10 protein-coding genes are annotated in these 23,710 nt (G+C 39.9%); 1 reads left to right on the top strand and 9 read right to left on the bottom strand.

All coding sequences use genetic code 11. The annotated features are described in order from the left end of the window. Nucleotides 1-20 precede the first annotated feature (20 nt). From O0V13_RS00600 to O0V13_RS00575, 6 genes are all read right to left on the bottom strand, one after another. Complete coding sequence (locus O0V13_RS00600; protein WP_268033052.1) at nucleotides 21-917, bottom strand: YitT family protein; 897 nt, start codon at nucleotides 915-917, stop codon at nucleotides 21-23. 216 nt (nucleotides 918-1,133) lie between these two features. Continuing rightward, nucleotides 1,134-4,751 carry an amidohydrolase family protein gene (locus O0V13_RS00595; RefSeq protein WP_268033051.1) on the bottom strand — a complete coding sequence of 1,206 codons (3,618 nt, stop codon included), beginning with the start codon at nucleotides 4,749-4,751 and terminating at the stop codon, nucleotides 1,134-1,136. 134 nt (nucleotides 4,752-4,885) lie between these two features. After that, nucleotides 4,886-5,935 (bottom strand): adenylate/guanylate cyclase domain-containing protein, encoded by a 1,050-nt coding sequence (locus O0V13_RS00590; protein WP_268033050.1) that lies wholly within the window; start codon nucleotides 5,933-5,935, stop codon nucleotides 4,886-4,888. 10 nt (nucleotides 5,936-5,945) lie between these two features. Continuing rightward, complete coding sequence (locus tag O0V13_RS00585; protein ID WP_268033049.1) at nucleotides 5,946-6,332, bottom strand: response regulator; 387 nt, start codon at nucleotides 6,330-6,332, stop codon at nucleotides 5,946-5,948. Further along, entirely contained in the window at nucleotides 6,329-7,639 is a 1,311-nt protein-coding gene (locus O0V13_RS00580; protein WP_268033048.1) for a sensor histidine kinase, read from the bottom strand. The genes O0V13_RS00585 and O0V13_RS00580 overlap by 4 nt, the downstream gene beginning before the upstream one ends. An 84-nt stretch (nucleotides 7,640-7,723) precedes the next feature. After that, complete coding sequence (locus O0V13_RS00575; protein WP_268033047.1) at nucleotides 7,724-11,386, bottom strand: two-component regulator propeller domain-containing protein; 3,663 nt, start codon at nucleotides 11,384-11,386, stop codon at nucleotides 7,724-7,726. A 513-nt stretch (nucleotides 11,387-11,899) separates the two neighbouring features. On the opposite strand from O0V13_RS00575, the gene O0V13_RS00570 reads away from it, so the two are divergent. Further along, the gene (locus O0V13_RS00570; RefSeq protein ID WP_268033046.1) at nucleotides 11,900-12,814 is read left to right on the top strand and encodes a bile acid:sodium symporter family protein; all 915 of its coding nucleotides are present in this window, start codon (nucleotides 11,900-11,902) and stop codon (nucleotides 12,812-12,814) included. A 12-nt stretch (nucleotides 12,815-12,826) separates the two neighbouring features. Here O0V13_RS00570 and O0V13_RS00565 read toward each other — a convergent pair whose 3' ends face one another. The 3 genes from O0V13_RS00565 to O0V13_RS00555 are packed head-to-tail and all read right to left on the bottom strand — an operon-like array spanning nucleotide 12,827 to nucleotide 23,639. Further along, complete coding sequence (locus tag O0V13_RS00565; protein WP_268033045.1) at nucleotides 12,827-16,288, bottom strand: sensor histidine kinase; 3,462 nt, start codon at nucleotides 16,286-16,288, stop codon at nucleotides 12,827-12,829. 6 nt (nucleotides 16,289-16,294) lie between these two features. Beyond that, nucleotides 16,295-19,975 (bottom strand): sensor histidine kinase, encoded by a 3,681-nt coding sequence (locus tag O0V13_RS00560; protein ID WP_268033044.1) that lies wholly within the window; start codon nucleotides 19,973-19,975, stop codon nucleotides 16,295-16,297. 7 nt (nucleotides 19,976-19,982) lie between these two features. Then, complete coding sequence (locus O0V13_RS00555) at nucleotides 19,983-23,639, bottom strand: ATP-binding protein (protein ID WP_268033043.1); 3,657 nt, start codon at nucleotides 23,637-23,639, stop codon at nucleotides 19,983-19,985. Between the last annotated feature and the right edge of the window lie 71 nt (nucleotides 23,640-23,710).

Genomic DNA, 23,710 nt, shown 5'->3' with positions numbered 1-23,710 from the left:
TTTTACTTGTTCAAAATCCATCATACATGCTTCTTTCCTACTTGTTTTACTACACCTCCTTTGACTTCCTTAATCGTCTGTACATAGAAAAACGCTTTGGGATCAATTTCTTGAATCGCTAATTTAATTCTATGGACTTCCAAACGAGTAACTACGGTCATGATGATATCGCAAGGATGTTTTATATGAAATGTATCTGGTAGATAGCCTCGCTCTCCTTTATAGACTGAGATTGCCTTGCCGAAATCTTTGACTATCAATTCTTTTACTAAATCATGTTCTTTAGAAATAATTGTTAGAGCAGTATATTCCTCAAAACCTTCGACAATGTAATCGGTTGTTTTGATTGCGGTAAAATAGGTCAATATAGAATACATTGCAGGTTCTATGCCAAAAACATAGGCTGCAGACAGCATAATCAGTGAATTCAAGAAAACTGTAATCTCACTTGCTGTAAGTGCAGAATTTTTGTGAAAATATTCTGTAATTACCTCAAAGCCATCAATTAATCCTCCTCCTCGGATGATGAGTCCTATCCCAGAACCCATCAGAAATCCCCCGAAGACCGCAATTAAGACTTTGTCATCTGTTACGGTCGGCACTTCCAGAAAATGGAGTGCAATTACCAATAGAGAAATAGAGATACCAGACTGGACAGCGAACGTCTTACCGATCATCCTCCAGGCCATAAATAAGAAAGGTAGATTGATAACAATCAATAATATGTTGATATCAATTCCAAAGCCCAAATTCACCAAAATAGCTATCCCTGTAACTCCCCCATCCAAGAATTTATTGGGAAGCATGAATGCCTTAAGGGCAATTGCTGCCAATGATATACCACAAATTGTATAAACAAGTGAATGTGGAGAGAATATGGATTTCCAATCAACAGATTGTACCGAATTGTCTTTCATTAATTTTTACTATGGTAAAAAATGAATTCCGCTGTTTAGGGGTTGAGCTTTTTTCATCTAAAGGCTTGAATTCTAGAATAAGAAAATAAATAATTAGTAGTCTGCCAAGAACTAACTGTATTTATTTACTATGGCGCTGTTAAAAGATGAATTTTTCATGTAAAAAAGAAACAGTCGGCTGTATAACCGACTGTTTATTAGAGTTTAATACCTTTTTTATTTAAGGCTGGTAGTTACTTCCGGAGCAGGTTTTGTCCAAGAACTTATATCCAATTTTTTAGGGTTAGGATAGATTTCATCCAAAGTGTTGCCGTCATAGATTCTACCATTTTTGACAACTTTATTTACAGTATTTGTATTGCGGATATTATCCAATGGATTGGAGTCCATAATTACCAAATCTGCGAGTTTACCAGCTTCAATACTCCCAAGCTCTTTATCCAAACCTAATGCTTCAGCTCCTAGGATGGTGGCTGTGCGAAGGGCGTCCATGGTGCTCATTCCTCCACTAGCCACAGACCAAAGCTCCCAATGATATCCTAGACCTTGTAATTGACCATGAGAACCTACTCCTGCAAGTCCTCCTTCTTTGACCAAGGCATTGATTCCTTCGGCATGCTTAGGGAAAACATGATCCTCTGGTGCAAACCAGCCTCCTAGTCCACCAGCTCGTCTTCTCGCTTTAGCATTCAATTCATCATAAGGAGTGAATCGATTCAATTTTGGATCGTGAAGTGGGCTTTCGGTGGTGTAATAGAAGTTTTCTGCCCATGGTCCACCATATGACACAAGTAGGGTAGGTGTGACAGCCATTTTACTTTCTGCAATTGTTTTAATCACATCAGAGTAAAGAGGATGAATCGGAATAGCATGCTCATGGCCAGGATATCCGTCAAACAACTGAGTCATGTTCAATTTGTAGTCCAAGCCACCTTCAGTTGTAGGCATCAATTCCTGCTCTTTGGCAGCCATGATCACCCATTGTCTATGTTGACGATTTCCTACTAGATACATTTTAATGTATTGGGTATTGTAATACTTACTGTATTGTTTCAATACATTTTTGGTATGATCCAAAGACTTCAGATTGTACATCCAGTATCCAACACCTGGGCCTGTAGAGTAAACGCGTGGGCCAGGAACCATTCCAGCTTCTACCATATCTGCGTATGTGAGAACATCAGTAGTCGCTGTTTGTGGGTCACGAGTTGTAGTAACCCCATAGGCTAAGTTTGCAGCATAAATCCAGACAGTGTTTTTGTGAAGACCCCAAGTCGGCCACATGTGCGCATGCGTATCAACAAATCCTGGTGTAATCGTCTTACCGCTGACGTCTATCACTTCGGCATTTCCAGCATTGAGAGTTCCTGTTTTTCCAACTGCTTTGATTCGGTTGTTTTCTATCAAAACGTCACCGTTTTCAATGACTTCTGAACCATTCATTGTGATGATTCTGGCATTTTTCAAGAGAACAGTACTTTGAGGAATGTCCTTTGCAAAGTAAACTTTCACTTGATGCTCGAAAGGCTTGTAAGTTTCTTGTTCTTTCTTTTTGGCTTTTCCGATGCTGTCCGCTTTCGCTAATTCTTTATCAGCTTTGAATAGCGAATCAATTCTTTTCTTTTCAGCTTTTGCCAACGAGTCGGCAAGTTTTACGGCGTCTTCACCCTTTGCTTTTAGAGTGGCGACGCTATCCGCATCAGCAAGCATTTTTGCCTTTTTAGCAGCTTTTACAGAGTCTTCAATAAAGACTGCACGGTCTACATCGTACACCCAATGTCCATTTCCAAGTGACCAATGGATTTTTTTGCCATCAGCTTCCCAAGCAGGCCACTCTCCACCGATCTCTGTCAATTGACGAGAGGGGAAATTGGATGATTCAGGATTTCCAACATTGATGCTAGGTGTTTTTCCGGCAGTAGGGATAGTGACTACATAGATGTTATTATTCACTTGAGCCAAGGCTAAGTTTCCTTCAGGAGCCATTAAAATGGTACTTGCACTGGAAGGTCTCATTTGAGGTTCTCTTGCAGAAGTGCCTTCGGGAAGCATACAATAATTCACAGCATCTGCAGTAGATCTCGGAAGCCCCATCACATATTCCACGCTGCTAAATTCTTCATTGTGCTCATGATCATCATGCGGATCTGCAGCGGTTCCAAATGGAGTAATTCCAGAAATTTTAGCATATTCCTTTTTGTCAGTCCCATCCCACTTGACACTTAGAAGGGTCCCTCCTGATCCGTTCAGGTAGATTCTGGAAGTGTCTTTAGTGAAGTGAGCATTTCCGACTCCTTTGGCGTCCATGATTTTTCTGAATTCGCCACCAGATGCTGGCATCCAAGCAAGAATTGCTTCAGCTCCTGAAAAACCAGGACCTTCGGATTCCATCATCAATCTTCTATCTCCTTTAAAGACAACTATTTTGTTATTCGGGCCCCAAACTGGTCCCATGTACAATGCATTTTCTGTGGTGAGCTTCGTTACAGCTCCGTTTCTTCCAAAGCTAGCTTTGTAAAGACTACCTCCATCAGCTTCATCCCAAGTAGTGAATACCAATTGAGAACCATCGGGAGACCAAGAAGGCATTGCCTCAGTAATTTCAAAATTAGTGACTCTTTTTGGCTCGCCATCAGGAAAATCCATCACATAGAGTCTGTTCAAAGCAGTGAATGCTAGTTTCTTTCCATCTGGCGAAGGCACTCCATCTCTAATTTGAGTAGCTAGCTTTGCCGTGGTGTCTTTGATGGCATAGTTGAAATATAATCTTGGACCCATTGCCAGTTTCACATCTGCTTCAAAAGGGATCTCTGTAGCACTTGATCCATCTACAGGTAGTTTCCAGATTTTTCCTCCATAGGAAGCAATTACAAATTTACTATCGGGAGTAAAAGACATGGCTGGTAGAACACCTTGAGGAGCGATGGATTCTTGTTCATCCCTTTGGACAGGATAGGCAAGCCAGTTTTCATCTCCTGTTTCTAGGTTTCGAAGGACCAAACCAGTTTTTTCATGCCATCTTGAACCATAGACAAGCCATTTTCCATCGTTCGAAAGTGTAGGAGTGAAGGCAGAGCCATATCTACTTGTTATACTAGTGATATTTCCTTCTTCGAAGTCATAAGTTCCTACTTGATATTGGGGTAGTAGTGCATTATAATTCCAAGCCCCGGTTCTATAAGAGAAGTAGATCTTTTTGCCATCAGGGCTCACGACGGGATCAATTGTCTTCATGGAGGAAGGGTCTTCATTTAGTTGAATTCCTCCTCCTCCATCTTTATGATACATAAATAGTTTGTGAATCCTTCTTCCTTTACTGGCCACTATGTAGTCACCATCTGGAGTCCAGTCAGCACCTGGGACATCGCCATTCTTATCTTTGGTGACCTGAACAGTGTCTTTTTTGACCATGTCAATATACCAGAGGTTGTCACTTCCGGCACGGTCTGATGTGAAAAGGATCTTTTCTCCATCTGGTGAAAATCTGGGATGGGTTTCATAGGCCATGCCGGTGGTAATAGGAGTGGCTTTTCCTCCTTCAATTGGCATGGTGTAGATATCTCCCATCAAGTCAAAGGCAATCGTTTTTCCATCGGGGCTGACATCTACACTCATCCAGGTTCCTTCTTCCGTAGTGAATTTTACTTCTCGTTCAGGTTTTAGTGGAAGGTCTTTGAATTTTGGATAGTCCAGAGAGTCTTTTTTGGTGCTATCTGAGACTACCATTTTCCGATTCATTGGAGTCGGATTTTGATTTGCTTTTGGAATGATGGCAGCCACCGAAAGAGTGGTTCCCAAAGCAACCAAAAGAGCAGGTTGGGTAATTTTTCTCATATGATTTGGGTTTTTCCGGAATGAATCTATTTCATTTTTCCCAAATGGGAAAGTAATTGGAAATCAGGAATGTAAATAGTTCGCAATCGAACGAATCCGAAAGTGTTCGAAATTGAAATTCTTCTTATAGCTACTTAGGAAATAGCTTTTACTACTTCAAAAACTTTAGCTGGTAAGGCTTTATTTTTCAATTTGATTTCACCCATATTTTGGAACTCAAAAAGATCCTTCACCTCTTGGGCGCAACTTTCAAGGACCAATATTTGGGCTGGCTTTGCAGCGGATTGTAATCTTGCCGAAACATTGACTGTATCGCCAATCACTGTATAGTCTAGTCTTTTCAGAGATCGGGAACCGATATTTCCAGAAACCATTTCCCCTGCATTTATACCAATGGAGACTTCAGGTCTAAAATTAGTCTCTGCTGAAAAAACTGGTATTTCTTCCATTTTGTCACGAATTGAAAGTGCAGTTCTAATCGCTCTTTCAAAATGATTGTCACCTTGGAATACTGCCATAACAGCATCTCCAATAAACTTATCCACACTCCCTTTTTGCTCAATTATCTCTTTGACCATCAGGTCAAAATATTCATTGAGAAGGCCTACGACTACATTCGGCTCTTCATTTTCAGAGATCTTGGTGAAAGCCACCAAATCAATAAAGGCAACGGAAGCGACGATCGTCTCATTTTCCATCAAGCTAGACTCCAATTCCTTATTTCCCATGAAATTGAGAACCGTTTCGTCCACATACATTTTCAGGATATTGTTTTCCCGAAGGGCTTTGAGGGTGGATTTGATCTGATTTCTGTATTGAATAGTCTTATCAAGAGTGATTTCTAAATCTCTAAAGTCAACAGGTTTGGTAATGAAGTCAAAGGCCCCTAGATTCATCGCTGTCCGGATATTTTCCATGTCTCCGTAGGCAGAAATGATAACGGTTTTTAGCAGGGAATTTTTCTCCTTAACCTTCGAAAGCAAAGTCAACCCATCCATTTCAGGCATATTGATATCGCTTAAAATCAAGTCTAAGTCTGAGTGTTCTTCCAGTACTTCTAAGGCTTGTCTTCCATTTAGGGCAAAATAAAATTCAAATTCACCCTCGCGAATTCGCTTTCGAAATTTCTGTTTGATCAGAATTTCTAAATCAGCTTCATCATCTACAACCAATATTTTGACCATCCTTTTTTATTTAATTATCCTGAATCATCCCGCCGATTTCTTTCTTTAAGGATTCAAAATCAATGGGTTTCGTAAAAAATTCTTTGGCGCCTGAATTCATCGCCTTTTCATAATTCTGACTATCTCCATATGCTGAAATCATGCTCACATTGATTTGAGGGAAGCGACCTTTGATTTTCTCCAATAATTCAAGGCCACTCATCCCAGGCATATTGATGTCCGAAAATACATAGACTACTTGAGGAGGATCTTCACTTCCCAAAATCTTCAAAGCCTGATCACCAGAAAATGCAAAACAGAGTTCGAGCATACCAGATTTGATTTCCTTTCTGAATTTTTGGCGAAATAGCAATTCAACATCTTGCTCATCATCGACTATTAAAATTTTGCTCTTCATTGATTAGGAATTTTAATTACAAACTCAGTGAATACTCCCGGCTCACTTATTACATCTATTTCTCCATTATGCCCTTTGGTGACAATGTCATAGCTCATGGATAAGCCTAAACCAGTTCCTTTCCCGGTTGGTTTAGTAGTGAAAAATGGTTGAAATATCTTAGCCTTGATGTCCTCTGGAATCCCGTTTCCATTGTCTTTAACCCGGATTTCTACCCCTGAATTGGTCTTATTTGTAGATACAGTAACTTTTGGCAGAAACTCAGCATTTCCTTGCTTGGCAAGTTCTTTCTTCTTTTCGCCAGCAGCATAAAATCCATTATTGATCAAGTTTAAAAGTACTCTTCCCAAATCGCCGGGTACTACATTCATTTTTTCCAAACTAGGATCTTCTTCTAATTTGAAATCTGCCGTAAAACTTTTGTCCTTGGCTCTTAGTCCATGATAAGACAATCGAAGATATTCATCTGCGAGGGCATTAATGTCTGTCAGTTCTTTTTGTCCTGTACTACTTCTAGAGTGAATAAGCATCCCTTTGACAATTGAATCTGCACGCTTTCCATGATGGTTGATTTTGCCCAAATTTTGGATCACATCTTCCAAAATTTCCATTGCATCTTCTTTGTTTCCTGCTTCAAGTTCCTCTTTCAACTCTGTCAGAAGTTCAGTACTTACATCAGAAAAGTTGTTGACAAAATTGAGTGGATTTTGGATTTCGTGTGCGATTCCGGCAGTCAATTCTCCAAGAGAGGCCATCTTTTCAGCATGAATCAATTGATTTTGTGCTGCTTGAAGGTCTTGCAAGGCATGTTGTAACTCGTTTTTTTGATTGGTCAGCTCTTTGGTTCTCTGTGCTACTTGTCTTTCCAATTGAGTTTTAAGAGCTTCCGTAATCTGAAACTCTTTCTCTCGCTGCATAGATTTTAGCTTTTCCAACTCTAAAGCCTTTCTTTGCTTGGAGTTATTGATCCACATGGCTATTGCCCAGATGAAGGCAAAGAAACCAGCAGCCTCAAAATAAGTCTCATAGTTTTTATAAAAACTTTCACTTATGATTTCAACCAAGGCTTGAATCACCTCAATACCAATGATAGGAAGCCATGCATAGATCATCCCTTTTCTATGTTGGAGATCTTCGGTTTTTAGCGTTACATAGACAATGAGACCAATTAGGACAAAAGAGACAATTCGGGCTAAATCACTAATGAAAGTTATATGAAGACTAATGATAGCCAATAGAACACCTGCCGCTACCATTCCCCCATTGAAAATTCTGTTCCACTCAGGAGAGATTGTAATCAAACCCATTGGGCGTTTCAAATAGTAGAGTAGGATTAAAGAAATTATAGCTATTACCATATTACTCTATTGTCATTTTTTCAGTTTCAAAAATTAAGAACTTGAGTTTATCGGTAAAAAGATAGTGAAAATTGTTCCAGGATTTTCTTCAGTAGAGCTTTTCACCCGAATATCACCTGAATAGGACTTGATGATATCATAACTTAAAGAGAGTCCAAGACCAGTTCCCTGTCCAGTTGGTTTTGTAGTAAAGAAAGGCTGAAAAATCTTTTCAATTACTTCTTTTTTGATTCCTATTCCATTATCCGCAAGTTCAATTTCTATACCGCCTAAGGTCTTTTTAGTGGAGATTGAAACTAGGGGTTTGAAATCAGTATTCCCAATCTGATGCACTCGTTCGTTGACAGCAAAGAATGCATTATTACACATATTGATGAGTGCTCTCACCAATTCTTGCCTAATTACTTCCACCTTTGGGAGGTTAGATTCAAGGTCAGTCTTATATTCTACGCTGAAATCTTTTTCCTTGGCCCTGACTCCGTGGTAACTCAGTCGAATCGACTCATCACAGATTGCATTGATATCAACTGGCTCTTTGGTACCTACTGTTGCTTTACTATGTTGAAGCATTGCCTTCACAATAGCGTCTGCTCTCATACTATGTGTACTGATCCTGTCTAGATTATCTTGGATGTCTTTTGCCAATAATTTAGCTTCCTCAAAATCGCCAGCCTGGATCTCTTCATTCATCTCATCCACCAATTCGTGGCTGACTTCTGAGAAATTTTTGACAAAATTTAGTGGATTTTGAATCTCATGGGCAATACCAGCCGTCAACTCACCCAAAGAGGCCATTTTTTCTGCCTGGATCAATTGGGACTGGGTGGATTTTAAATTTTCATGAGCTGATTCCAAATCGGTATAGGCTTTTTCAATCTGCTTGGCATGCTCCAGTTCCCGTTCTTTTGCTTTCTCTCTTTCGGCTTTGAGGAGACGGTTTTTGATGTATAGATTGATTGGATAAAGAAGAGAAAGGATCAGTACAGCATATATTAAATAAGCCCACCAGCTTCTATACCAAGGCGGTAAAACAGTAAAGGAGAATTCAATTGGGTCCGTCCATTCTGAGGCTTCCTGAGTCGCTGGGCCGGTGTATCTTGCCCGGACTTTAAAAGTATATTCACCTTCATGGATGTTACCAAAAGTTGCTGAGGTTCTTTTAAGAATGGGGCTCCAGTCTGTATCATACCCTTCAAGTATATATTGGTATTCTATCAAGAAAGGCCGAGCCAGTTCGTTAGTGCCATATTCAATGTTTAGATGGTTATGCTTGTAAGGCAAAGTCAATCCCAATGGAATTGGAAAGAAAGGTTGGATTTCTTTGAATGAAATACCCTCAAATTTTTCTTTTAAGTCAAGCTCTTCGGTTTCATCCAATCTTCGGTTTAATGTTATTAATTGATCCGTTGCCGCAGTAAAAACGTCTGCAATGGACTCAGGAGCTAAAGTGTACCAAGGAATCACCTCTTCATTGATTCTTATTTGCTTGACCATGGGAACAGGAAGGGTTACATTCTTGGAGATTTTGGAAATATCAAATCTCGCTAAACCAGTTTTAACACTACCGGTTCCGGCCCATAAAATTCCATTGGAATCAAGAAACATTCCGTCTTGGCCATCTGTAAGATCTTTTACAGGATATCCAGTTTCTGAATTGTAAGTTTCTAACTCTTGAAATACTTTAGAAGAATCAGGATAAAAATAAAAAGTTGAAATCCCTTTATTAGATCCGACGGCCATATGATTTTCACCTAAGTCTTCTATCTGTAAGATAAAGTCATCTGCTAAGCCATCTTGGCTATTATAAGATTGAAACAGAGACTTTCCTTCACCTGGTTTCCATGAGGAAATATTTTGACGATTTTCTTTACTCAGAAAGCTCAGTCCACTTGGAGTTCCAATCCAAAGATTTCCTCGAGAATCTTCTTTTACTCTTAAAACTTCACTGTCAATTAGGCCTTGGTCGATTGAAAAATGTTGAAATTCTTTACCATCAAATCTGGTTAAGCCACCTGAAAATCCTCCACTTGACAATCTTCCAATCCAAATGATACCATCAGAATCTTCAATAATAGAAAGTGCAAAATCTGAACCTAAGCCATTTTGCACAGTAAAGTGGGTTATTTTATCGCCATCTAGTTTGAGTAGCCCAACGGTAGTTCCCATCCAGATGGAACCATTTTGATCTTCTATTAAGGAATAGACCCCATTATCTGGTAGTCCTTGCTCCGTAGTATAATTGGAGAAACTATTTCCATCAAAAACACTTAACCCATCACCATCTGTTCCTACCCATATTTTTCCTGAAGAATCTTCCATAATACAGTAAGCAGTTTCTCCAGCTAATCCTTGTTCTGGTGTAAATGCTAGGAAAGATTTCCCGTCAAATTTGCTAAGCCCACCATCTACTGTCCCAAACCACAATGCGCCTTCACTATCTTCAAGAATACTTAGAACAATATTTCCAGCCAGTCCTTGATCGGCCGTAAAGTTTGTAAAACTGGTGCCATCTAATCTACTTACTCCACTTCCGTCAGTGCTAAACCAAATTTTCCCAGAATTATCAATGGTTAAGTCGATCACATTATTTCCTACTAAACCTTGTTCCGTGGTGTAGGATTTAAATTCTGTTCCTGTCCACTTGCTTACTCCATTTTCAGTAGCAAACCAGATATTTCCTTCCTTATCTTGATTGATGGACCTAACTATAAGACCGGCTAGACCATCATCTATTCCGAATGGTTCAAATACTGATCCGTCATATTTATTTACTCCGCCACCTAATGTTCCAAACCATAAGTTTCCATTTGAATCTTGAAAGATTGACCTGATTCGATTGCTTACAAGGCCATCCGAAGTATCAAATGTTTCAAATAGATTTCCATCATATTTTGCCAATCCTCCACCATTTGTTCCAATCCAAAGGTATCCTTCTCTATCTTCATAAATACTCCCTACCGAATTGCTGGGAAGGCCATCTTGAGTTGTTATTTTTTTAAATTCTTCTCCATCAAATCTTACAAGACCTTCCCCATCTGTACCAAACCATAAAATACCTTTGGAATCCTCATAAATACTGTAAACTACTTGATTTGAAATCTGGTCACCGTAATAATTTGTGAAAGTTTTACCATCGAATTTGGATACTACTTGATCAGCTGTTCCTATCCAAATGTTTCCTTTTGAATCTTCAAAAATACTTCTAATAGACATGCTGGCCATGCCTTGTGTACTGGTGTAATTGGTAAAGTTTATTCCATCAAACCTACTTATTCCTCCGCCATTCGTACCAAACCAAATGTGTCCTCTACTATCGACCATAGCACAGTAAATCCCATCCATTGGAAGACCTTCATCAGATGTGATTTTTTTGAACTGGGAAATACCTCCATCACCCAATAGGTAGGGTTGTCCTAAAGGATTCAGGGCAGTACTTCCATCATCCTCCTGAAGAGTGAGTAAATTTTTCTTAATAGGGGGTAAGATGTTTCCATTGCTTCTTCTCCCAATTCTGATGATATCTGGTTCTCCCAAAGAAATAATTGGAGGCTGTTTTTCAGAAGGAAGATCGGCAATGACTGTTTTCTCGGGAGCAGACCAATTCCCAATTGGATTTTGGGTTGAGGTTTTCTTCTCCTGATTACAGGAAGTCAGTCCAAAAAGGAATACAAATAAAAAAGTAACTAGTGATCTCATTTGAAATCAATTGATGGTCTGGATTTTGGGAAAGACTTTGAATCTTCCAAATTTTTATTCCTTTTGAAAATAATTCTATCCAAGTCGAAATAGAATTGGGTATAAACTTGAAAGTGTTGGCATTTCTTCAATTGAAAAGCCTTTCTGAAAACAATCAACTCGGACATAAAACTCAAATGGGCGTAATAAAAATCTGGAAATGATGCATCATTTTGGTGATGAATGACATTTTCAATATTGGAAAAATACAAAAACTATTTAAAATTAAAGATTTTAAGACTAATAATGTTTATGTAATTTTTGATGAAAAATATCTGATATTCAGTTCATTTGAACTCTTTTTTGGATTTGGTCGCAGTGAAATAATCAATCAATTATCAAGCTCTTTGACCAGTGTTTAAATGTTTAAAATCAATATTCATCTATAGAAATTAAAATTTAATGAAAGCCTATTTTTAGTACTTTGATCAATAAAGCAAGGCCTCATCAAATAACCTTCAAATCAGATAGAAATTGAAAAGCTTACTTTTCCCTTTTTTAGTCCTTTTAATAGTCTCAATTGCCTTCCTATTCCCTGAGATTCTCATGAGTTGGGGAGGGATAAATACTTCCAAATTCATTGTGCCGCTATTGCAGGTGATCATGTTTGGAGTAGGGACAGAGATGAGTCTCAAGGACTTTAAAGGTGTTATCCAGATGCCAAAGGGTATTTTTATTGGAATACTTTGCCAATTTACGATCATGCCGTTTTTGGGTTTTGCATTAGCGAAGAGCTTCAATTTTCCTCCAGAAATAGCAGCTGGTTTTATTTTAGTCGGGAGTTCTCCAAGTGGACTGGCCTCCAATGTGATGTCCTATTTGGCAAAAGCCAACTTAGCGTTATCTATTACGATGACTGCAGTGACTACCGCTTTAGCTCCTGTAATTACACCGCTTTTGATGAGTTGGTTGGGAGGGGATTATGTTCCAGTGAATTTTTTGGAAATGATGTGGAGTATCATTCAGATTGTGATTATTCCTATTGCAATAGGGTTAATATTCAACAAATTTTTAAGAGGAAGTATCCAATGGTTGGATCAAATAATGCCTTTGATTTCTATGGGGGGTATTATTTTGATCGTGGGAGTCATTACAGCAAATGGAAGAGAAAGTTTGCTGGAAATAGGAGTTCTGTTGATTTTAGCCTGTATTTTACATAATGGTCTCGGCTACCTTTTAGGTTTTTTTGCGGCAAAAGCATCAGGCTTGGATTCGAAATCTTGCAAAACCATTGCCTTAGAAGTCGGGATGCAAAATTCGGGGCTTGCTTCTGGAATTGCTGTTCAAATGGGTAAAATTTCAACTGTTGGTTTAGCACCTGCTGTTTTTGGTCCTTTGATGAATGTCTCGGGTTCACTTTTGGCTTCGTACTGGCGAAAACGGAGCTAGCTCAGATTGGATTTAAACCGGAAGAGAAATAATGAATTCGGCCCCTTGATTGAGATCTGATTTTAATTGGATTTCCCCACCATGAGCTTTAATAATATCATAGCTCAAGCTTAATCCCAATCCAGTTCCAGAACCAGTTGGTTTGGTGGTGAAGAAAGGCTGGAAGATCTTGTCTTTGATGGAGTTGGGGATGCCTGAGCCATTGTCAGCTACAGAAATTTCAATTCCTGAATCAGTCTTTTTGGTGGAAACAATGACTTCAGGATGGTAATCTGAGGTACCACATCTGGCTTTCTCATTAACAGTATAAAAAGCATTGTTGATCAGATTCAGTAGGACTCTTCCGATGTCTTGTGGGATAACTTTTATTTCCGGTAAATCAGGGTCTAGATCTAATTTAAAGTCTGAATGAAACTCTTTATCCTTGGCTCGTAATCCATGAAAACTCAATCTTAAGCTTTCATCGACTAGTTTATTGATATCGGTTAATTCTTTGTGGCCGTCCGACTTTCGGCTGTGTTCCAGCATACCTTTGACGATAGATCCGGCTCGCTTGCCGTGATGGTTGATTTTTTCCTCGTTAGTTTCGATATCCTTGGCAATGAAACTGATTTCTTCCAAGTCTCCTTTTTCGATTTCGGCTTTTAGTTCGGCAATCAGTTCTCTGTTTAATTCCGAGAAGTTGTTGACAAAATTGAGTGGATTTTGAATTTCATGGGCGATGCCCGCTGTGAGTTCACCAAGTGAAGCCATTTTCTCGGATTGAATGAGTTGGGCTTGGGTGGATTTGAGCTCTGAGTAGGCCTTTTCTATTTCTTTGGCCTGTTCCAGTTCTTTTTCTCTTGCCACCTCCCTTTCTCTCGCAATCAATCTTCTTTTTTGAATCTTATAAATCCAGCGGGTCAGGCCCAGAAATATGATGAAATAAATCAAATAAGCCCACCAAGTACGATACCAGGGGGGAAATACTGTAAAAGGATAGCTTAATTTACTGATCGTACCAAAGTTGGTCAGGGCTTCCAATCTGAACACATAATCGCCTTCCGACATATTGCCAAAGGAGGCTTCATTACTTTTGCTGAAAGGGCTCCAGTTTTCTTCATAGCCTTCGAGCAGGTATCGGTATTGGGTAAATTTGCCAAAGGAAGGTGAGATGGCAGAAAACTCAAATGTGATATTATTGTTTTTGTGGGGAAGGCTCAAATTGACTGGTATAAAGTTGTCCTTTTGAAGGCTGTCATAGGAGATAGAACCAAACAGTTTTTTAATTTCTTTGATGTTTTCGGCTTTTTGGATTTTCCCAAATTTCAATACGGACTCCGTGATCAACCTAGCACTGTCTTTTGTTGTGGAGTCTTGGTTTGAGAGGAGTGACCATAGTATCTGGGAGTTATTGATTCGGATATTTTGAAGCGCTAATCCAGGTGAATTCATGGATTGGACTTTTCGATGGTCAAATCGAACGGCACCTTCTATCAGTCCTGACATCCAGATTCCGGATGAATCCAAAATCAAATCCTGGCCGATCATCAACATGGCTGGAATCTTATCGAAGCCCGTTCTCTTGGAATATTCCACAAATTTGGGTTCCGGTTTATCAATTTCATCGAAAGGGAGGTTAAAAAGCCCAAGAGAGGTCCCGAACCAAAGCCTCTCCTGGAGACTGTCCACCAGTATCGAGGTGGTGACATTTCCCAGACCTTCTAAATAACCGAAATGTGTTAGCTGATTCCCATCGAATTTGGAGAGTCCGGCATCTGATCCTATCCAGATATTCCCAAAGGGATCCTCATTGATCCTATTGATATAGGGGACGGGGCGGTCCGGCAAGCTGTCAATGGACAAAATGCTGTCGTTTTGGAAAGCGAATAGACCTTGATTATATGAGCCTATCCATTTTCGTTGTTTACTATCTACGAAATAGGCAGTGACTTCCTCGGGGTATCCTTGTTCGGAACCCCAGAAAGTAAATTCTTTTCCGTCAAACAGATGAATTCCCGATTGGCCACTGATTATTAAGTTTCCATTCTCATCTTTATCCAATGCCTGAATGAAGTCAGATTTTAGTCCCTCATTGGCTCCATAGAAAAAGATGTTTTCTCCATCAAACTGCATAAGCCGCCTTTCGTTGGCTGCTTGTCCTCCTGTGCCTGCCCATATCGAGCCATTCTTATCGGAATAGAGAAATCTGATAAATCCCATACCCAAATAGGGTTTTAAATCGTAGGCTAGTACTTTGGATGATTCATATTTCAACAGTTGATTTCCTCTTTCACCGATCATCCATTTTACTCCATTTTCGTCTATCGTGATGTCTGAGATGTCGATGGGTTTGCCTTCATCAATCGGCGCTTCTACTTGGATTTGGAGTCTAAAATCGATTTTATAAAAACCATCTATACCACCAATCCAAAGATTGCCAGCATCGTCTTCTATGGTTGTTTTTCCTCCCATTTTTTTGACCAAAGGGAGGTCGGAATAGTTTGTGAACTTTCCTTCTCGGTAGTAAAAAAGAGCATTACCTGGGAAAATCCATATTCCACCTGAGCGGTCTTCATAGGTATTCCCGATAAAGCTTTGAGTGTTAAATCCCTCGTCGGGGCCGAATTCTACATGATTTTCCCCATCAAATCGTCCCAGAATGGCCTGGCTCCCACTCCAAAACCAATACCAGATGTTGTTTTCGCTGTCTGTCAGCAGTAGGTGGAAGGTTTTTTGTGGAAATGGTAAATATGGGACAAATTGCTTTCCGTCAAAAACATAAACCCCCTGTTTTGTGCTAGCCAATATCCGCCCATCGGGTGATAGAAGGACGGAGTAAATGTAATTTTCGAGGAGACCTTCCTCTGTGGTAAAATGGTAAACGGAATCATCTTCGACCTTGAACAGGCCTTTTGCCGAAGACACCCACATAGCTCCATCAATAGCTTCGATCAACTCTAGAAGCCCCAACTCTTGGTCATTTGCTGAAAGTGGTACATTTTCAAATGCCTGACCGTCAAATTTGTATAGTCCATCAAAATTGAGAATCCATAGAATACCTTGGGCATCTATTTTTAGGTTGGAAATCATCCCGCTTCCAAAACCCGAAGGACTGGGAATCGACACAACCTGCGTACCGTCGAATTTGCTCAAAAAACCAAGCGATCCGATCCAGAGGTTTCCCGCAGCGTCTATCTCCAAATCCTGAATGACATCTGAAGGTAAGCCATCGGCCATGCCATATTGAGTAATGTTCAGCTGACCCAGATCTTGTGGATATTTTAGGGGTAGAGTTTTGGGCAGGATTTTGATGGGCTTGGGTCGGTTTTCAGCCGTAGGTGTAAAAACCTCAGGAGGTAAAAGTGAGTCAGGTAAGGCTTTGAATTGGAGAGAAGGATAATCCTGAGAATCCAAAATAAATTGTTCTCTTTTGGACTCACAGGAAGTCCAAATCAATCCCATTCCGATAAAAAATAAAAGGTACTTTTTCATACAAGGCTATGTATTAGGGAAAAGAATATGAAAAATAGTACCCTTTCCTTCTTCTGATTCAACAGACAGATTGCCTCCGTTGGCTTGGACAATATCATAGGAAAGACTCAATCCCAGGCCTGTTCCTGAACCTGTTGGTTTGGTGGTGAAGAAAGGCAAGAAGATTTTCTTTTTAATGGCATCAGGTATTCCGGTTCCATTATCTTGAACTGAGATCTGGACACCTGATTCAGTCTTTTTTGTGGAAACTATTACCTCTGGTTTAAAGTCAATTTCAGCTTTTTTTGCTTTTTCACTAACTGCATAAAATGCATTATTGACGAGATTCAAAACTACCCTTCCAATGTCTTGCGGATTCACATTGATTTTTGGAAGATCTGAGTCTAGTTCTAGTTTGTAATCAGAATTAAAGCTTTTATCCTTGGCTCGTAATCCATGGTAGGAAAGCCTCAGATATTCATCCGCTAAAGAATTGATGTCCGTATACACCTTTTCTCCTGAATTGGAGCGGCTGTGCTGGAGCATACCCTTTACAATGGAATCTGCTCTTTTGCCATGATGATTGATTTTGGAAAGGTTTTCTTTCAGGTCAGCGGCGATGGTTTTTACTTCTTCCAGATCTCCTTTTTCGAGTTCTTCATTCATTTCATCTATCAGTTCATTGCTGACCTCAGAGAAATTATTGACAAAATTCAGAGGGTTTTGAATCTCATGGGCAATGCCGGCAGTGAGCTCTCCGAGGGAAGCCATTTTTTCAGATTGAATAAGCTGGAGTTGAGTTTCTTTGAGATTGTTTAAAGACTCTCGGAGTTCATTTGTCCGGATTTTTACTTTTTCCTCCAATTTCAAATTTTGACGAATCAGTGCTTGGGAGCGAAGTCTCGTATATCCTAAAATAGCCCCTACGAAAGCAAGGAAATAGAGGGTGTACATCCACCAGGTTTTCCACCAAGGTGGGGTAATTACAAAACTTATTGCTGCAGGCTCACTCCAGTTTCCATTGATTCCTCTGCTGGCAACTTTGAAAGTATAGTCTCCGGCTGGAAGGTCTCGATAGTTTTCGCTTATGGTTTTATTGGTAATAGTGCTCCATTGCTTATCTATTCCCTCGAGAATGTATCTGTATCTCACTTTATCAGGATTGCTCAATTGCATCCCCGAATAGTTGAAGCTTAAGTAATTTTGATCATATGGAAGCTCAAGGTTACTTGGGATATAATAGGTAGTTTCAAGTGTGTCCCAGGTTATGTCATTTTGAATCAGATAATTGTCATCTGCAAGTGATGAACGCTCTCTGAAAAAGAGAGGTTTGTCATAAAGATTTATTCCCGCTATGTATGGATTCGCGGTAGTCTCCTCTAACTGAAGGGAATCAAAAACCAGAAGCATTGTACCTTCGACTCCCGCCCAGAACTTTTCGTCTGATGCAAATAAACCGCTGTTTTCAGAAAAATCGAGTCCGCCCAAACCTTGCTCTTGACCAAGAGAAATGGTCTCAAATGATTTCCAGTCATTTTTAGGGGTCAAAATAGTCAAACCATTAGTTGTCCCCACATACATTTTCCCTCTGTGCTCGTTAAGGGTGAAGACTCCATTATCACTCAGACCTTCATTTATGGTCAGTGTAGTGATAGAGTCTTGAGATGGGTTCAAGATATCAATTCCATTTGCGGTTGCTACCCACATGTTTTTGTTGGAATCTTCTAAAAGCGCTGTTGCATTATTGATTGCTAACCCTTGATCCTCGGTAAGAAACTTCATGGATTTTCGGTCTGCGCTGATGATAATCGCCCCCGCAGAACTGGTGATCCAAAGCTGCCCCTTGTGATCTGATTGCATGGAGTTGACATAGTTTTTATCCCATGATGCCGGTACATTCATCAATTTCTTGATCACTTTTTTTTCGAGATCAAGCAAATACAGTTCGCCATTATTGGTTCCAAGCCAAAAAGATTTATCAGGGTCTTGGTAAAGTATAGTAGTTCCTATTTCTTGTCTGTTTTCTCTGATTCTGGGGATTTGAAATGTATTGCTTTTGGGGTCGAATATTTGGGTTATTCGTCCATTACTTCCGATCCAAATTTTACCATCGTGGTCTTCAAAGAGGTAGGCAGCACTATTGACAAGCAGCCCGTTCTGTCTGGAAAGATATTTTATGGTTTTTGTTTCAGGGTCATAGATATTGATTCCATTGTTGGTCCCAGTCCAGATTTTTCCATCTCGGGTTTCTATTGTTGACCAAACTCCTCCATTGCCCAAGCCATTCGATGAACTAAAACTCCCTACTTTTCCTGTTTTTGTATTGATGACAGAAGTTTTTGCAAAATCATCAGCTACCCAAATCTGACCTTCTCTATCCTCGAAAAAATTAAATACTGGCGACTGTAGATCCTTAACAATGAAAAATCTTTCTACTTCATTCAATTCAGGGTCAAAAGAAAGAACCAAGTTGGAGCCGGTGCCCATCCATATTTTTCCTAAAGAATCCTCAAATAGAGTACTAATAATTTCTCCAGCTTCTTCATTTAATGGCAATTTGTCAATACTCAAAAACCGGAGGGTGTTTTTTTCAGGGTCTAGTATAGATATTCCTCCATTTTGTCCCAGCCAGATTTCCCCTGACTTGGTCCGTTGGAATGCTGGAGAAAAATTGGAATGAAGTCCCTGCTCCTCTTTGAATGTCATTATCTTGTTTTTTTTCAGATCCAAGATGCTAATCCCATCAAGGGTTGTAATCCAATAAAATCCCTCATTATCTTGGGCGATCACCACTGTTCTGTCATTGACTAGTCCTGATTCGGCTCGAAGGTGTTTGATGATTTTGGTTTCTGGATCATAAATGAAAACTCCCATTCCAAGTTCAGAAATCCACATAAGCCCTTGATCGTCTTGATAAATGGAGAAGTTTTGTCCTGCCCAGCTAGGGAAAAGTTTTTCCAAGTGTTCAATGGTTTCATTTTTTTCATCGAGGATGAATGTTTGGCCAGTTTTAGTACCTACCCATATCCGTCCTTGATTATCTCGGGTAAGTGAAATAATATCAATGTTTGGAAGCCCTTGCTCTAGACCATAAATCTCTAAAAATGCCCCATCATATCTGCAAAGGCCCTTGCTAGTTCCCATCCATAAAGCTCCTGAAGGATCCTGCAAATAGATCCTTGTTGGGCCAGGAAGACCAATAGTTTCTGCATTCAAAACACCTTTTGAAATTCCGGGAGCATAGCTTGGCCAACCTGCATTGATGACTTTGGGAGGAAGAAGTGGAATAATTCTATTGTCCAAAGTATCTGTTGGTAGGTTGTCTAGATTTAGAACTGTATCAGGAAGGCTGTTCCAGTCAAATGGGACTTCCTCATATAAATTGCTTAGAGAAATAGGTTCCCCCAAATCAAATGGGGTAGAGGGTATATTTTCTAGAGAGAAATTTTTCGTTTCGATATCAAGTTTACTTTCCTCTGTTTGCCACTCTAAAGGGATTGATTCCGTGAATTGAAAAGGTTTGGTGAGAGGTTGGGCAAATTCCGTTTCGTCTTCAGGGAATGGTTGTTTTTTATCGAATGAATTACAACCGAAGAAAATCCAGATAAATAGGAGTCCAGGTAGAATGGAGAAAAAGAGAAAAAGTTTACTTTCTTTACCTGATGTGGTTGTTCTTTTAGAGAGAAAAATTATGCTTGATCTTTTCATAAATTATCTAATTCAATGGTAATTGGATGAAGAAAGTAGTCCCTTTGTCTTCCTCAGAATCTATTTTAATCTCTCCTCCATGTGCTTTTACAATGTCATGGGAAATTGAAAGCCCAAGCCCGGTTCCTTCCGTTCCTTTTTTGGTGGTGAAAAATGGCTGTAATACCTTGTCTCGAATCTCATTAGGGATACCGGGACCGTTGTCTTGAATTTTTATTTGAATCCTGTTTTTGGAGGCTTTAGTGATCACAGTAAGCCTTGCCTCATAATTTGTCGAGCCGAGAGAATTCAGTTTGTCCCGCATAGCGTCAAAGGCATTGTTGCATAGATTCAAAATCACTCTTGAAAAATCTTCAGAGATAATTTTGAGCTCTCCTACATGCTCGTCCAATTGTAAATCAATTGTAACATTTATCGGATTTTTTCCCGCTCTCATACCGTGAAAAGCCAGGTTTACAAATTCCTTGATAATTGGATTGATCTCTTTGGATTCTAACTTGGTGCCGGAGGATCGGCTATGTTGAAGCATGGATTTGACGATGCTGTCTGCTCGGGATCCATGCTCATGAACTTTCACCAAATTGCTTTTGACATCTTCCAATATGGCTTTGATTTCCTCTTTGGTGTCTGAGGATTCGAGGTTTTCCAACTCATCAAACACTTCATCGATAAGCTCTGTGCTGAGTTCCGAAAAATTGTTGACAAAGTTCAGGGGGTTTTTGATCTCGTGAGCGATACCAGCAGTCAATTGTCCTAAGCTGGCGAGCTTTTCCTGCTGAATGAGTTGCTCCTGAGCTGCCTTGAGTTCTATTAAGGCCTTTTCTGCTTTTTTCTTGGCTTCTTTGATTACAATTAGGTCTTTCGCTGCTTTTAGAGCATTTGCTTCTGCTTTTTTCAAATCCTCGAAACGTTTATATGCCAAGTCAAATACCCCAGCAAATCGAACTAAAGTGTCGATAGATTCTTGTGGTGGATTTGGTATCTCACCGGCCAAACTAAATCCAATCTCGCCATGACTGGTTCGGGCAAGGATAAATGTGAGTCCCCCAAGTTGAAGAATTTCATCTTTGGTAGGGGCATTGGGATCAGCTTGCTCATAGTGGCCATGAGTGTTCATATTTTCAAGGTACCTCCAAGCTTCCTCACCATTGAGCGCCATCACATAGCTTGGTTTAATTCCGGTTTCCCATTTAGCTAGTTCAGGGTAGCTTTCATGCACATGCTTGGGTAATGAAATAACCATCCCGATACGATTTCCATCTTCTGAGGTCATAGACATTTCATAAGATTCCTTTAACCATTTCATATGCCAGAAATAATCAGCTTCATGACCTAAGGAGATGAACTCTTTTCTCATGTTTACCACGATGTCAAACAGATCGGAAGATTCTCTCATGGCAGTCACTTGGGCTCTGATACGTTCGAGAGACAACTCTATTTGGGCTTCTCGTGCTTGCGCTTCAGCTTTTTGAAGGTCGAGGAATCGGGTATAGGTTTGATCAAAGACTTTTGCGAAGCGAATAAAAATGTCATGAGCATCAGGGATGGGCTCATAAGTAATAAACAATAAATGTCCATGCTTGAAGTATGCAACATGATCATATTGTCTTGGAGGAAGAGGAACCCCTTTTGCAGAAAGCTCTTTTAACGCCTCTCCCAGAATAGGTAAAGATTTAAGATACTCGTAATGCCTTTCAATGACATCTGGGCCAAATTCTTCGATGTAAAGCGGTTTTCCTTTCTTACTGTTTTCATAATATCGAAGAAACATATACTCTCTTGGAGTTTTATAGAATGGTAACATGCCACCAGCAGAGGTAAACCACTCCAAATCCCATGCGACTTCTTCAGTGGGTGTTTCATCATAAATGTGAAAAGCACATCCCCAGGTCTGGATTCCTAATTTTTTAACTTCTTCCTCCAGTAATGCCGATGCGTCTGCCAATTCATCACTTCGATGCATAGCCATGGTGCGGCTTCGGACCCTTTCTAAAGCAGCTTCAATTTGAGATTCTCTAGCTTGTGCTTCAGCCTTTTGTAAATCGAGGAAACGGGTATATGTCATGTCAAAGACTTCTGCAAATCGTTTGATGATTCTTTTGTCTTCTGTTTTAGGTTCTACGTCAGAGAAAAAGTATAAGCCTCCAGCACTAAATGGGGAATAATGATAATACTCTTTTGATAAGCCGGATGATTTTTTTAGAACTTCTTCTGAGAGAATAAACTCACTGTGTGAAACAATATCATAGTAATCCTTAAGATCTTTTCCTTCTAAAGTATAAGACAAAGCTTTTTGATTTTCCCATGCTTCAAAAGTTTGAATGAGCATAGGATGGATTGTCAATGAAGTTATTCCTAGACTTAATTCCTTTTTTCCCTTGGGATTAACTACAGTAGTATAGAGCTGACAGTCTCGGTTCTCTTTGTTGAAAATGCCTATACCACTTCTCTCCATATTGAGCTCAAGTTTCTCAAGTTCATCAAAAACCACCTTGGTACAGTTTTCCAAATCATCGCTATGTCTCATTGCCATAGCAGAAGTCCTAACACGCTCTAAGGCGACTTCAATTTGACCCTCTCTAGCTTGCTCTTCGGCTTTTTTTAAGTCTTCAAACCGTTTATAGGCTAGATCAAAAACCTTAGCAAAGCGCACCAGAGTATTCATATCCTCTTGAGGTGGATTTGGAACAACCCCTGGAAGGCTATAGCCAATTTCTCCATGGGAGGTTCGTGCCATTACAAAGGTTAGTCCTCCTATATGGCGAATGTCATCCAAGGTGGGAGCCTGTGGATCAATTTTTTCGAAATCGCCCCAAGTGACCATTTTGTGCACATAATCCACCGCCGTTTCGGTATCCATCGCCAATACAAAGATTGGATCGCTTCCTTTTTCCCATTCAGCGACCTCTTGGATATCGCCATGGATTTGTCTAGGCAAAGTCATCACCATTCCGATTTGGCCCCCGTCACCTGAAGTCATGGCCTTTTCGTATTTCTCAGATAACCATCGCATATGCCAGAAATAATGCGCCTCATGCCCTAGACCTACAAACTCACTCCTCATCTTCACCATAATTTCCAAAAGGTCCTGTGACTCTTTCATGGCAGCTACTAGTCCCCTTATTCGCTCTAGAGAGTTTTGAATCTCCAATTCCCGATTTTTGGATTCCAGTTCTAAAGTCCTTCGTTTGACAGCATCTTTTAGCTCTAGGTTTTCTTTGGTGATTTTTTCTATTGCCAATGTCTCCCCTTCTTTTACCCGATAATCTGGAAAAGAGCCATGCTGCTGAGAGACTTTCCAGCCTAAGTCCGTGAGTCGCATTAGTGTAGATAAGCGGAGAGCTGAGTAAAGTGACCATCCCGTTTCGGAAAAAATATAAAGGTCACAGTCTTCCAAAATGAGCACCATATTCTCAAGGTCCTTAGTGATAACCTTTCTGTTTCTCATTTCAGTTACTCCAACGATCTCATCTTTTTGAGATTTAAAAAAATCGATTCCTTCCGCTTTATTATGACAGATTTCGCTTTCGGAAGTGCCTATCAGTTCATAAGTGTCATCAATGACATCCGTAAACTCTTCCTGATTTCCTGTAAGATAGCTTTCCCAATATCGGTAATAAATATCAAGTGCTTCTTGTACTCGTTCCCTTGGGTTTGGACTCATTCTAAAATAGATGCAGATATGATGAATTAGCTGATTCAAAAAACAGGAAAAGCCTCTCCACCAGGATCTAG

The organism is Algoriphagus sp. PAP.12, from assembly GCF_026652115.1.
Classification (GTDB): domain Bacteria; phylum Bacteroidota; class Bacteroidia; order Cytophagales; family Cyclobacteriaceae; genus Algoriphagus.
Note: the sequence above shows the minus strand (reverse complement) of the source record. Positions and strands in the feature narration are given on the sequence as shown.